General features: G+C 67.5%; 11 protein-coding genes. 8 read left to right on the top strand and 3 right to left on the bottom strand.

Going from position 1 to position 13,459, the window contains the following annotated elements:
* Position 1 precedes the first annotated feature (1 nt).
* From H7F51_RS01475 to H7F51_RS01465, 3 genes are read right to left on the bottom strand one after another with little or no spacing between them, the layout of a single operon-like run.
* Entirely contained in the window at positions 2-778 is a 777-nt protein-coding gene (locus H7F51_RS01475; RefSeq protein ID WP_221773939.1) for an ABC transporter permease, read from the bottom strand.
* A complete protein-coding gene (locus H7F51_RS01470) occupies positions 775-1,566 on the bottom strand; it encodes an ABC transporter permease (protein WP_185662423.1) in 792 nt (263 codons plus the stop codon). Before H7F51_RS01470 ends, H7F51_RS01475 begins: the two co-directional genes overlap by 4 nt.
* On the bottom strand, positions 1,566-2,705 hold the full coding sequence (locus tag H7F51_RS01465; protein WP_343061161.1) for an ABC transporter substrate-binding protein: 1,140 nt from the start codon (positions 2,703-2,705) through the stop codon (positions 1,566-1,568). Before H7F51_RS01465 ends, H7F51_RS01470 begins: the two co-directional genes overlap by 1 nt.
* Positions 2,706-3,003: 298 nt before the next feature.
* Here H7F51_RS01465 and H7F51_RS01460 point away from each other — a divergent pair, with 298 nt between their 5' ends.
* The 8 genes from H7F51_RS01460 (at position 3,004) to H7F51_RS01425 (ending at position 13,449) form a co-directional block, all read left to right on the top strand.
* Positions 3,004-4,077 (top strand): ABC transporter substrate-binding protein, encoded by a 1,074-nt coding sequence (locus H7F51_RS01460; protein WP_185662421.1) that lies wholly within the window; start codon positions 3,004-3,006, stop codon positions 4,075-4,077.
* A gap of 73 nt (positions 4,078-4,150) precedes the next feature.
* Positions 4,151-5,266 (top strand): sigma-54 interaction domain-containing protein, encoded by a 1,116-nt coding sequence (locus H7F51_RS01455; RefSeq protein WP_185662420.1) that lies wholly within the window; start codon positions 4,151-4,153, stop codon positions 5,264-5,266.
* 156 nt (positions 5,267-5,422) lie between these two features.
* Positions 5,423-6,508, top strand: a complete 1,086-nt coding sequence (locus H7F51_RS01450; protein ID WP_185662419.1) for an ABC transporter substrate-binding protein — start codon at positions 5,423-5,425, stop codon at positions 6,506-6,508.
* A gap of 13 nt (positions 6,509-6,521) precedes the next feature.
* Complete coding sequence (locus H7F51_RS01445) at positions 6,522-7,268, top strand: class II aldolase/adducin family protein (RefSeq protein WP_185662418.1); 747 nt, start codon at positions 6,522-6,524, stop codon at positions 7,266-7,268.
* 71 nt (positions 7,269-7,339) lie between these two features.
* The gene (locus H7F51_RS01440; protein ID WP_185662417.1) at positions 7,340-8,695 is read left to right on the top strand and encodes an LLM class flavin-dependent oxidoreductase; all 1,356 of its coding nucleotides are present in this window, start codon (positions 7,340-7,342) and stop codon (positions 8,693-8,695) included.
* A gap of 32 nt (positions 8,696-8,727) precedes the next feature.
* Positions 8,728-9,786, top strand: coding sequence for an ABC transporter substrate-binding protein (locus tag H7F51_RS01435; protein ID WP_185662416.1), 1,059 nt, complete (start codon positions 8,728-8,730; stop codon positions 9,784-9,786).
* Positions 9,787-9,799: 13 nt separating this feature from the next.
* The gene (locus H7F51_RS01430; protein ID WP_185662415.1) at positions 9,800-11,614 is read left to right on the top strand and encodes an ABC transporter ATP-binding protein; all 1,815 of its coding nucleotides are present in this window, start codon (positions 9,800-9,802) and stop codon (positions 11,612-11,614) included.
* 2 nt (positions 11,615-11,616) lie between these two features.
* On the top strand, positions 11,617-13,449 hold the full coding sequence (locus H7F51_RS01425) for an ABC transporter ATP-binding protein (protein ID WP_185662414.1): 1,833 nt from the start codon (positions 11,617-11,619) through the stop codon (positions 13,447-13,449).
* Positions 13,450-13,459 lie beyond the last annotated feature (10 nt).

The raw sequence follows: 13,459 nt of genomic DNA, 5'->3' as shown, positions 1-13,459 counted from the left end.
TTCAGCGGTTGTCGGGTTGCCAGCGCAGCAGGCCGCGCCGCAGGTGCAGGAGGATCTGGTTGATCGCGAAGCCAAGGAACGCGGTGACGATGACGGCGACGAGCATCATGTCGAGACGCTGCTGCATCTGCGCCTGCTGCATCGTCACGCCGAGCCCGGCGCCGGTTCCCAGCAGGATCTCGCTGGCGATCGTTGCGATCCAGGCGAAGGCAAGAGCCTGATTGAGCCCGGTCAGCACGAACGGCAGAGCGGCAGGCAGCTGAACCAGCGCGAACCGTTGGCCGGTATCGAGGCCATAGATCCGGCCGACTTCGAGATAGCGGCTTTCGACCTGCCGCAAGCCGCTGTGGGTGCTGAGCAGGGTCGGGAAAAACGAGGCGACGCAGACGACGATCAGCTCGGACCCTTCGCCCGTCCCGAACCACAGAGCGATCAGGGGCATCCACCCCAGCATCGGCACCTGCCGCAAGGCCTGCAGCAGCGGCCCCAGCACACGGTTTACCGCGGACGACAGCGCCATGGCCACGCCGGTCAGAAAGCCCAGGGCGGCACCGATGCCAAAGCCCGTCAGCGCACGCGCCAGCGTTGCCGCCACGCCGGCACCGAGCGTGCCGTCAGCCACCAGTTCCCGCCCCGCGGTCAGCAGGGCCGAAGGCGGGGCAATTGCCACGCTGCCAAGGGCGCCGCCCGAATTCCACTGCCAGAGCGCCACCAGCAGGGCCGGCGCGACAAGCCCGGCGGCCGTGCGAAGCGGAGCGGAAAGCAAGCTCCGGGTCATGCCGCCCTCCACCGCGTCGCGTGCTGCTCGATGGCACGCGCGCCCCGGTCAATCGCGAACCCCACCAGGCCGCTGACGATCACGCCCGAGAGCACTACGTCGATCTGGAAGAGCTGCCGCCCCATCTCCATCATCTGGCCGATGCCGCTATCGGCGGCGAGCAGCTCGGAAGCGACGAGCACGACCCAGGCCCGGGTCAGGCCGATCCGCAGCCCGGTGACGACGGCCGGTACCGTGGCCGGCACGACAATCCGCCAGACCGTGTCGGCAAGGCTCAGGCGATAGACCCGGCCCACCTCGAACCATGCGCGCGGGACGCCGCGTACCGCGTCGAACGCGGCGAGTGCCACCGGGAAAAACGATGCGATGGCGACGATCGCGACCTTGAAGGGTTCGCCGATGCCGAGGAACATCACGAGAAGCGGGACCAGCGCGATGACCGGAACCTGCCATAGGGTCAGGAAGAGCGGGACAAACGCGGCCTCGGCAAGGCGCGACAGGGCAATGGTCACCCCGAAGGCGAGGCCCGCCGCCGCCCCGAGGATGAAGCCGACCGACAGGCGGTGCAGGCTGTCTCCGACGTGTCTTTGCAGCTCGCCGGACTGGGTCATCGCGAACAGGGTGCGGAAGACTTCGGCCGGCGGCACGAGCACCTGTTCGGGGAAAAGGTGGGACAGGCTGACCACTTCCCAAAGTGCCAGAAGGAGGACCGGCGGTGCAAGGGCGGCGAGATTGCCCGCGAAAGCGCGCGCTTCTCCCAGGCTTGGCGAAACGAGCGAGCCGGCCATCACGAATTCCCCTGGGCAGCGGCGGGTTCGGCCGCCGACCAGAACTTGGCCAGGTCGAGGTCCTTCAGGCCCTGCTGCACGAAACGATCGTCGAGCAAGGCGTCCGCATCGACCTTTTCCCGCACAAGGCCGCGCTTGAGCGCATATTCCGTGACTGAGCGGTAATGCGAGCGCAGCGCGTCGTCGTAATAGGGCAGGTAGCGATCTCGCCAGCTTATCCGGGGATCGAGATCGTTCACGACCACGTTGATCGGCAGCGATCCGCGCGACGAATCCTTGATCACCTGGTCACGGTTGGCATCCTGCGCGGACCACGCGGCGGCGCGGAGATAGGCATCCACCACCAGCTGGGTCAGCTGAGGATTGTCGTTCACGAAGTCGGCCCGGCCGAACAGTTCGGCGCGCATTTTCCAATCGCGCGGGGCCTGCTTGGTCGACCAGAGGATCTTGCCGATGCCGCGTTCCTGCGCGAGCAGGCCGTCGGCCAGCAGCACGGCCGCATCGACGCTGCCCGAGGACAGCGCGGCCGGGGTTGCGGAGGGATTGATGTTCACGATGGTGAAATCGGAAAACTTCAGGCCGTTGGCATCCAGCAGCTTGGAGAACGGCAGTTCCCACGGACGCCCGCGATGAAGCGCAATGCGCTTGCCCTTGAGGTCGGCAATGGAAGCGGCTTGCAGGCCGTTGCGAACGACGATGTAGGTTTCCTGCCCCTGCGCAAGCGGAGCGACGAGCTTCAGCGGAACCCCGCCGGCGACCGCGATCACGGCGGGAAAATCGCCGTAGGATGCAAAGTCGATGCGCTTGCCGGAAAAGCCCTCGTTGATCAGCGGCCCGCCGACAGCGGTGGGCACCGGGGTAAAGGCAAGCTCGACGCCGCGCTTGGCCAATTCCGCCTTGAGCCAGCCGTCGCGGATGATCACCCCGGTCAGGCCGCTGTAGATCTGCTGGCCCTGGAAGGGATGCGCAATCGCGGCAATGTTGACCGTTCGCACCGCGTTGCCGCCCGAGGCGGCCGCAGGACGCAGCCACTGCCACGCTCCCAGCCCGAGTACCGCTGCGGCGGCAAGCGCGAGGAGCAACTTGCGCTGCCAGGCTTGCGCCCGGGGTGGTTCGAAGCCGATGGGGGTCTTTGACACGATGAAAGCCGCCTTTCCTGCTGAGGGCCGATCCCAGTGTTGCAGGGGCCGTGCCAATCTGCCGACACCGCGCATTCGCGGGGTTTCGGGAGCTCGCCGCCACCCCGGGACCTGTGGAAATCGGCGCAGGCCTGTGCGAAAATGCGCAGCCGGGACGGGCCGCGGGCGCCAGCCGGCCTGCAGGGGCCCGCCCCCGGCGCGGTGCCGCGTTCTTGGCATGGCCTTTGCGAACCGGTAGCCATCAGTCTGCAAAGCGGTGCCCACTTGACCCGTAAGCGCCGCCTCCCTCGGAGGGCCAATGTCGATCGGGAATTTGGCTAGTGACCGGCACCGGATGCCGGAAGCGATCTGGCTGACGCATGGCCCGGTGCCGGCGGCCTCGGCGGTGGCGTGGTCGCTGGGCTGGCTGGCCGAGGAATTCGGACAGGATGGCATCCGCGTAGGCCGGATCTACGAAAACGGCCTCAACATCGTGGCATGCGATCCCGAACGGCAGGCCCGCCATCTCTTTCGCGAGGGCGGCAACATCAAGGCCCTGGCGGCCCGGGCGCTCGGCGCGCCGACAAGGGTGATCGGCCTCACCTGGATAGACGAGGGCCAGGCGATCGTGGTGCGGCCCGATACGCCGGTGCTGGACCCTGCGGATCTTGGCGGACTACGTTTCGCGCTGCCCGGCTTCGCCGCCCATCCCGGGGAAAGCATGGCCCGGGGAATGAGCCTCCACGGGATCCGCAGCGCGCTTGCCCTTGGTGGCCACGTGCTGGCCGCTGCAGACCTGGTGGAAATCCCCGTCCCCGGGGTCGGCCGACTGACGCCCGAACGGATGCGCCAATTGTGGAACGCGCTCGACTGGGTCGCGGACGGCCGGGCCGATGCCGCCTATATCAAGGGTGCCGCCGCCGCCGAGATGGCAGAAAGTCTGGGGCTTGTGGTCGCCATCGATCTTGATGCCTATCCCAGCAGGCTGGCCCGCATCAACAACGGCACGCCGCGGCCGATCGTGGTTCACGAGCATATGCTGGAGCGCCATCCCGAGCTTGTGGAGCGCTTTCTCGAACAGACCATGCGGGCGGCGGACTGGGCGGCGACGCACCCCCGCGAATTGAGCCCCATTCTGGCGCGGACGACGCTGGCCGGGCCGGACGGCGTGGCCATGGCCTACCGCCGGGGGGTACACCGCGCCCTGCACCCCGACCTTTCGCCCGACCGGATCGGCATGCTCCGGGTCCAGGCCGATTTTCTGTGGGACAACGGTTTTCTCGCGCGCCGCGTGGAGGTGAACCAGTGGATCGAGCCAGGCCCGCTGCACGCCGTTCTGGCCCGGAAACAGCGCGAACAAGCCCGCATTCCAGCGGGTTTAAAGCTCGGCTAGTCGTTTCGATCTATTTTCTACTAAGTTGGTAGAGATTTTTTGATTATGCTTCCGAGTACACCCGGAGGTCTCAATGCCCGCGACTCGAAACCAATCTTCCCAGCCGGCGCGGACGGTCAGCCTGGTCTCGGGCACCAATGCGGACGGCCGTCCGCTGCTGACCTTCGATCATGAAGACCATCACGCCGAGGGGCCGCGTGCGCGCGCCCTGGTATTTACCGATCCCCGCTCCCGGGCCCTGTTGCCCTTGCTGGCCAGGGTCGCCCCGAGCCAGGCGAACGTCCTGATCATCGGCGAGACCGGCACCGGCAAGGAACTGGTGGCCCGCTACGTTCATGAACTGAGCGACCGTGCGGCGGGACCGTTCCTTGCCGTCAACTGCGGTGCCTTCTCCGAGGCGCTCGTGGAGGGGGAACTGTTCGGCTATGAACGCGGGGCATTCACCGGCGCGAACATGGCGCGCGCGGGCTGGTTCGAGGCCGCCAACGGCGGAACCCTGTTTCTCGACGAGGTGGGCGACCTTCCCCCGTCGCTTCAGGTCAAGCTGCTGCGCGTTCTGCAGGAGCGCGAAGTCGTAAGGATCGGCTCGCGCACCCCGGTGCGCCTCGACGTCAGGGTCATCGCCGCAACCAATGTCGACCTGCACAAGGCGGTGCAGGCCGGGCGCTTCCGTTCAGACCTGTTCTACCGCCTGCAGGTCGTGCCCGTGCCGCTTCTGCCGCTGCGCGACCGGCGGGCCGACATCCTGCCGCTGGCACGCCATTTCCTGCAGGTCTATGGCGACATGACCCAGTTTTCGCGGGTGGAACTGACGCCTGCCGCGGAGGAAGCGCTGTTCCGCCATTCCTGGCCCGGCAACATTCGTGAACTCGAAAATGCGATCTACCGGGCCACGCTGATCAGCCGCGACGGGCAGGTCTCGCCCGACGACCTGGCGCTGATCGACCTGAACCTTGCTCCTGCCCTTGGCAGCGAGGATGGACCGGCCGGCACCCTTGAAGAACAGCTCCGCCCGTTCGTGACGCGGCTGCTCGACGGGGGGCATCCCGAACTGCTGGAGCGACTGATTGGCATGACGGTCAGCGAGGCATTCCAGAAATCAGGCGAGAACCAGATCAAGACGGCCGAAGCGCTCGGCGTCACGCGCAATGTCGTGCGGACCTATCTCAAGAACCTTGGCCTGATCTGATCCGGCGCCGCTGCAAATGCAGCAGCGGCGCTGCGCAATATCGCACAGCCTCGCCAGACCAGCCGCTTCAGGAATGGCGGTTTTCCGCCCTTTCCGGACTTGGCACAGCTCTTGCGATCATACCGGCGAGACCAACTCGCAAGGAGATCGCGGGCCATGCCCGAAGCGCATAACCAGCCTGAAACCATCTGGTTCACCCGTTGCCCGGTGCCGACCGCAACCGGCATCGCCTACAAGCTGGGCTGGCTGACCGAAGCCTTCGCCGGCGATGGCATCGCCCTGCGCACGCTGCAGGAATCGGGTTCCGACCTTGCGCGGCATCATTATGATCACGGCCTTCCGACGCTGATCCGCGAAGGCGGCAACATGCTGGCCTTCGGCGCGCGCGCGCAGGGCGAGCCGACCCGCCTGATCGGCCTGACCTGGATCGAGGAGAGCCAGCTCATCCTCACCCGTGCGGACTCCGGGATCTTCTCGGCGGCCGACCTCAAGGGCAAGCGGCTGGCCCTGCCGGGCTGGTCCCACAACCCCATCCCCAGCCACGTCCGCGGAACGAGCATCGCACGCGGCATGTCGCTCGCCGGCTACAAGGGCGCGCTGGCCTCGGCCGGCTTGACGCTTGACGATGTGAACCTCGTCGAAGTGCCCGACCGCCTTCGCAATATCGGCGGAACCGGGCGCGATCTCCAGCCCCGGGCCGATCGCGGCGTGAACCGGCTCTGGCCGTTCGCCGCGCTCCTCTCCGGCGAGGTCGATGCGATCTACGTCAAGGGCGCAGCGGCGCTGGACCAGGCGCGCGAAGCCGGGCTGGTCGTGGCGGTCGATCTCGATGCCCTGCCCGACCGGCGCTTTCGGGTGAACAACGGGACTCCCCGTCCGATCACGGTGCACCAGCGCCTGCTGGACGAGCATTTCGACCTCGTGGTGCGGTTCCTCGCCGTCACCCTGCGCGCGGCGGACTGGGTTGCCGCTCAGCCCGACCGGCTGCGCGAGATCCTTGAATTCGAAACCGCCGGCAGCGCCGAGGCAGTGAGCCACGCCTATGCCCGCCTGCACGAAGGACTGCGCCCGACGCTGGATGCCGACCGGCTCGCCCTTTTCGAGCAGCAGAAGAAGTTCCTGTTCACCCATGGCTTCCTCGATGCCGATTTCGCGCTCGCCGACTGGATCGACACCCGCCCGTTGCAAGCCGCCGAGGCCTTCAACGCTTCCGTTCCCCAATCCGACCCCATCCTGGCCTGAGGAGTACCTGCCCATGTCTCAAACCACCGGACTTTCCCCCGCCGCCATCGGCTTCGTGCTCAACGCTGAAAAGGACGCGCGCCGCGCCTTCCGCTGGCTGCGCGAGACGCACACCATCTCGCCCAGCGGCACTGTCGGCATTGCCCAGCGCATCCCCGGCGAGGACAAGATCGTGACCTTCGGCTACGCCGGCCCGTGGGAGGACGATCCCGACCAGCCGCGCACCGCCGTGATCGATTTCGACGGCAACTCCTACTGGGGCGACCGGCCGGCCGGCGAATCCCGCTACCTCAAGCTGTTCCGCGAGCATCCGGATTTCCAGGCGATCAGCCACGTTCATGCGCCGCATCTCGGCGCCTACTCGCAGGCCCATGCGGAACTGCCCCTGCTCTACGTTCCCAACCGCCGCTTCCGCTTCTCGACCGAGCTGCCGGTCTACATCAACCGCCGCCAGAAGGAGGTGGACTTCATCCTCGAAGCGATCGCCGCCGACCGCCAGGTGCCGGGCATCGTCGAGGCCAACGGCGGCGCCACGATCTGGAGCTGGAAGGGGATCCGCGATCTCGCCAACACCATCGTCCTGCTCGAGGAGGGCGCGCGATTCCAGGTGCTTGCCGCGGCCTTGGGCGGTTCGCAGCCGTTCGGCGCTGGCGTGCTCGAACAGCAGTGGAAGATGAGCAAGCTGGTTCCGGCCGATGCCCATGTTGCTGACGACGGCACGATCCATCTCGCCCAGCCGGTCGCCGAACCCGCCGAATGATCCTTCCGGGCCGGCGCCGCGCGCCGATGGCGGTGCCGGCCCTTCACACCTGACCTACCGGAGATAGACCCATGAGTACTGCCCGCCGGCGGCAACTGGCGCTTGCCGTATTCCTCACCCGCCACGGTCATCACCCCGGCGCCTGGCGCCAGCCGGATTCCGCCGCGACCGGCAAGCCGGATTTCCGGCACTGGGCCGACCTCGTCCGCACGGCCGAACGGGGCAAGCTCGATGCGGCGTTCTTCGCCGATTTCGTCGGCATCAGCGGCGACAGCACCAAGGGCATCGAGCGCCGCCATGCCTTCCTCGATTTCGAGCCGCTGACCGTTACGGCGGCGCTGGCCGCCATCACCAGCCGGATCGGGCTGGTCGCCACGGTCAACACCAATTTTGAGCAGCCCTATGCGCTCGCCCGCCGTTTCGCCTCGCTTGACCACATCAGCGGCGGGCGGATCGGCTGGAACATCGTCTCGTCGCTCGCGGACGGCGCCGCGCGCAGCTTCGGTCTCGACGCCTCGTTCAGCCACGCCGAGCGCTATGCCCGAGCCGACGAATTCGTCGATCTCGCCAAGTCCCTGTGGGACAGCTGGGAGGACAATGCCTTCGAGGGCGCCGATGCGGAGAGCGGGATCTACCTCGACGCCGGCGCGGTTCACCCGGTCCATCACCACGGCGCCTATTACCAGGTCGATTCCGTGCTCGACGCAGCCCGCCCGGTCCAAGGCTATCCTGTCTTCGTCCAGGCCGGCAATTCCGAGGTCGGCCGCGACTTTGCCGCAAGGCACGCCGAGATGATCTATGCCGCCGCGCAGTTCATCGAGGACGCGCAGGCATTCTACGCCGACGTCAAGGCCCGCACCGCGGCGCATGGCCGCGATGCCGACACGATCAAGGTCATGCCGGGCCTCTCGTTCACCATCGCCGGCAGCGTGCAGGAAGCGCAGGACAAGTTCGGCGCCCTCGAAGCGGCGGTTGATTTCTCGGGCGAGCTCAACCTGATGGGCCACGACGTCAGCGCCTATCCGCTCGACGGGCCGCTGCCCGACCTGCCCGAACCGGAAAACGGCAAGGGCCGCTGGCGGCAGCTGACTGCCCTTGCCCGGCGCGAGAACCTGACCATCCGCCAGCTGTTCCTGCGCTTCAACGCGGTGCGCGGGCACCGCGTGGTGCTGGGCACGGCGACCGACATCGCCGACCAGATCCAGGACTGGTTCGAGCGCGATGCGGCAGACGGCTTCAACCTCATTCCGCCGCTCCTGCCCTCCTCGCTGACCGACTTCGTCGACCAGGTGGTGCCCGAACTCCAGCGGCGCGGCATCTTCCGCAAGGAATACGAAGGATCGACCCTGCGCGAACACCTTGGTCTGCCGCGCCCGCAAAATCGCAACACGATCGCCGCCCCTGCCTCGCTCGAAGCGGCCGAATAGCCGTCCAGCCATCCCATTCAGGAGAGAAATCCATGTCCGCGCAGCTCGACAAGCTCTGGTACACCCGCTGCCCGGTTCCGACCGGGCTGGGCATCGCGATCCAGCAGGGATGGCTGGAAGAGGTGTTCCGCCGTCAGGGGACCGAGCTTGGCTCGATCCTGGAATCCAATGACTTCGCCACGCGCGAATCCCACTTCAGCCACAAGGTGCGCAATTCGGTGCGCCATGGCGGCAGCATCCCTGCGATCAGCGCGCGGTCGCTCGGGCGGGACACTCGCCTCATCGGCCTCTCCTGGGCCGACGAGGCGCAGTTGATTCTTGCCCGCCCCGAATCCGGCATCGAAAGTGTGAAGGACCTCAAGGGCCGCCGCTTCGGCCTGCCCAACTGGAAGAACGTGGAGATCGACTTTTCCCGCGCCCAGGCGATCCGCGGGCTTGAGAACGCGCTGCGGCTGGAAGGCCTCGAAGTCAGCGACGTCGAACTGGTCGATCAGGATATCGAGCGCCACTATTCCGACCGCGCGGCCGAACAGGTGGGCGGGGCCCTGACGTGGAACGGCCGCTCCGTCAGCCGCGGGCGGGCCAGCAACCTCGAAGTCATCGCGCTTCTGCGCGGAGAGGTCGACGCGATCTTCCTGAAGGGCGCACACGGCGCGCAGGTCGCCAGCCAGTTCGGGCTGACCACCGTGATCGACACCGGCAGCCATCCCGATCCGCTGGTGCGCTCCAACAACGGCACGCCGCGCACGCTCGCCGTCGATGGCCACCTGCTCGACAATCACTTCGATGCGGCCGTCACCATCCTCGATCAGGTGATCCGGGCGGAGGAATGGGCCTGGGAACACCCTGCCGAGGTCCGCCGCTTCCTCGGCCGAGAGACCAATGCCAGCGAATACTGGGTGACTGCGGCCTATGGCGAGGATGCGCACAAGCGCCTGCGCACCGACCTTGCCGAACAGTCGGTCACGGCGCTGCAGGATTTCACCAGTTTCCTCCATCGCTGGGGATTCATCCCCAACGACTTCGCGGTGCGCGAATGGATCGACGCCCGGCCGCTGGAAGCCGTTCGCCACGCCGCCCTGGCGGTTTGAGGCAGGCGTTCTCATGGGGGATCTTCCGTCCGGAGCCCGGCCTCTCGGCACCGGCCCGCTCGCCAACAGCCCGCTGCTGCGCTGTCTCGCCATCTATCGCGAGATGCCGCTGCGCTTTGCCCTGACCGCCACCCTGTTCGCGGTGGTCAATGTCGCGCTGGTCGGCCAGCAGGTGCTGGTCGGCCACGCCGTGCAGGAAGCGGGCGCGGGCAAGCTCGTCCGGCGCCTGACTGACGGCGCGCTGGACTATTCGCGGGCATGGCACTGGGTGGCGCTGCTGCTCTCCCTCGCGGTGGCCCGGGCCATCGTGCAGTATGGCGCCGGCCTGCTCTCCCTCTCGATCGGGCAGGCCCTGCTGACGATCCTGCGTTCCCGGATCATGGTCCAGATCCAGCGGCTGGACCTTGCCTATCACTGGCGGCACGGCGTCGGCGAGATGGTCACGCGCATGACCCGTGATGCGGACAAGGTCCGCGATGCGCTGATCAATTTCTGGCGGCAGATGTTCGAGACGGGCTTGATGGTGCTGATTTCGCTCGGCGTCCTGTTCAGCTGGGCGCCGCTGCTGGGGATCGTGCCGCTGGCGCTGGTCTTGCTGGGGATTGCCCTGCTAGCGCGCGAGGCCGACACCTTGGTGGCGCTCGACCGGCGCATCGGCTCTGCTTACGATGCGGTAACGCAGGACCTTTCCGAAGGGGTCAACGGGGTACGGGTGATCAAGGCCTTTGCCCTCGGCGAAGCGCGGACCGCCCGCTTTCGCGAACATATCGAGGTCTTCCGGCACGAAGCCCGCGCGGCGCTGGCCCATGCCTCGCGGCGGGTTCCGCTGCCCCAGGCCGTGATCGCGCTCAGCCATGTCTGGGTGCTGGGCTATGGCGCCTGGCTGGTCGCGCAGGGCCGGCTCGGGCTCGGGCCGCTGGTGGCCGCCATGCTGGTGGTGAACACGATGGTCCTGCGGATCGAAGGGATCGGACGACTGCTCCAGGTCGTGGCCGATGCGCGCGCCTCGGCCGGACGGATCTGGGAAGTGCTCGACGCGCAGCCGGCGATCCGGCCGGGTACGGCGCATCTGCCGGGCGGCCCGCTTGGCCTGCGTCTCCGCGACGTGGCCGTCGCTCCGCTGGATGACCACGCGACCGTTCTCAAGGGCCTTTCGCTGGACATCCAGCCCGGCGAGATCGTCGCGCTGGTCGGCCCCACCGGTGTCGGAAAATCGCTCCTGACCGGGCTCCTGCCGCGCCTCCTCGAAGCGGAGAGCGGCTCGGTCGAGATCGGTTCGGACGCGATCGGCTGGCACGACGTGCGCGGCCTCGATCTTGCCGCCCTGCGCCGCCGCGTCCACGTCCTGCCGCAGGAAAGCTTCCTGTTCTCCGACACTCTGGCCGCCAATCTGCGCCTTACCGCGCCGGAAGCGAGCGACGAGGACCTGGTGCGAGCACTTCGGCTCGCCGCTGCGGACGAGGTGCTCGAGCGGCTCGCCGATGGCTTCGCCACCCGCGTGGGAGATCGGGGCGTGACACTGTCGGGCGGGCAGCGCCAGCGCATCTGCCTCGCCCGCGCGCTTCTCGCCGGCGCCGATATCCTTGTTCTCGACGATGCGACGAGCGCGCTCGATGCGGCCACAGAACGGCGTGCCATCGACAATATCCGCAGCCTTCGCCAGGGCCTCGACCACCCCGTTACGATGCTAATCGTATCGAGCCGGCTGTCCACGATCCTCGCCGCGGACCGGGTCGTGGTGCTTGGGCAAGGACGGGTCGGCGCGGAAGGAAGCCATGCCGAACTTGCCGCGGGCAATGCATCCTACCGCGCGCTGATGGGGATCTGACCATGAAGGGGTTTCGCGGCGATTCCGCGCTTTCCGACATCGAACTGGAAGAACAGCTGGCCAAGGCCGGGCTCGAACGCGCCATCCGCCGCCGCCTCCTGCCGCTCCTGACGCCTGTGCGCGCCCTGATCGCGGCCGTCGTGTCGATCGAACTGGCGCAGGTGGCGGTCATTTTCCTGCGGCCGGCCCTGATCGGCCTCGTGATCGACCGGGGGTTCCGGCAAGGCGGCATCCACTGGCCCGTCATCGCCTGGGCATGTGCCGGCCTTGCCGCCACCTGGACGGCGCGGTTCGCGCTGGGCGGCCTCTCGCAATACTGCGCCGGGCTCGCCGCGATCCGCGTCCTCAACGATCTGCGCGCGCAGGTCTTCGCCCATGTGCAGCGGCTGAGCGTCGGCTATTTCGATCGCACCAAGGCCGGGCGGATCATCTCGCGCGCCGACCGCGATGTCGACACGCTCGAGCCGCTGCTGATCCAGGGGCCGCCCGAATTCCTCTCGGCCGTGCTGCGCTTGCTGATTTCCGCGGCCCTGCTGTGGCTGATCGCACCCGACCTGCTGCTCGGCCTAGCCGGCATCGTGCCCCTGCTCGTGCTGGGAACCGTACTGTTCAAGCGGCTCGCCCAGCGCAACTGGGCCAAGGTGGCCGAGCATCGCAGCCGGTTTACCGCTCATCTGGTCGAAACCGTCGCCGGGGTACGCCTGATCAAGCAGGCGGGGCGCGAGCAGGAGAACCTGCTCGCCTACGAAAGCCTGCTCCATGATTTCAACCGCGCCCTGGTCCGCGGCTCGTCGCGGTCCGGCTGGTTCGCCCCGTTCACCGGCGTGCTCACCACGCTGGGGCTGGCGCTCATCCTCACCATCGGCGGGCGCGGGATCGCGCTCGGCACGCTGACGCTGGGCCAGCTCGCGCAGAGCCTGTTCTACGTATACCTGTTCCTCGCTCCGCTGCAGGAATTCAGCGACCTGTTCGAACGCTTCGCCAATGGCACGGCCTGCGCCCAGCGCATCTTCCTCCTGCTCGATACGCGGCCCGATGTTGCGGAGCCCGAGCGACCGGTTCCCTTGCCCCCGCTCGAGGGCGAGATCCGCTTTCGCGATGTCTCCTTCGGCTACCTGCCCGGCAAGCCGGTGATCCGGGGGCTCAATCTCACGATCCGCCCCGGCGAGACGCTGGCGATCGTCGGCCCCACCGGGCACGGCAAGAGCACCCTCGTCCAGCTGCTCACGCGGTTCTATGATGTCGATGAAGGCGCGGTCCTGCTCGACGGGCACGACATTCGGACCCTGTCAGAGGCCGATCTGCGCCAGGAAGTCGGCGTTGTCCTGCAGGACAATGTCCTGTTTGGCGGCACGGTGCTGGAAAACCTGCGCCTCGCCAAGCCCGATGCATCCGACCCCGATCTGATCGCAGCCGCCCGCGCCATCGGCGCCGACGAGGTGCTCGAAGCCCTGCCGCACGGCTATCACACCCAGGTCGGCGCCCTCGGCAACCAGCTGAGTCAGGGCCAGCGTCAGCTCGTATGCCTCGTTCGGGCCTATCTGGCCGATCCCGCCATCCTGGTGCTGGATGAAGCCACCTCGGCCGTCGACGTGGCGACCGAGCGAAAGATCCAGGTGGCCTTGCGCCGCCTGTGCCAGGGCCGCACCTCGGTCATCATCGCTCACCGGCTGGCAACCATCCGCGAAGCGGACCGGATCGCCGTCGTCCACGAGGGAGAAATTGTCGAGCTGGGCCCGCACGGACAGCTACTGGCCGGCAAGGGTCGCTATGCCCAGCTCTATGCGGCTTACTCGTCGTCGAGCGGCGTCACCATGGAGATTGCCAATGCATAGCCCGGCTCGG

This window comes from Novosphingobium flavum (assembly GCF_014230315.1).
Lineage (GTDB): Bacteria > Pseudomonadota > Alphaproteobacteria > Sphingomonadales > Sphingomonadaceae > Novosphingobium > Novosphingobium flavum.
The sequence above is the reverse complement of the archived record's forward strand: the minus strand, read 5'-3'. Positions and strand labels throughout refer to the sequence as shown.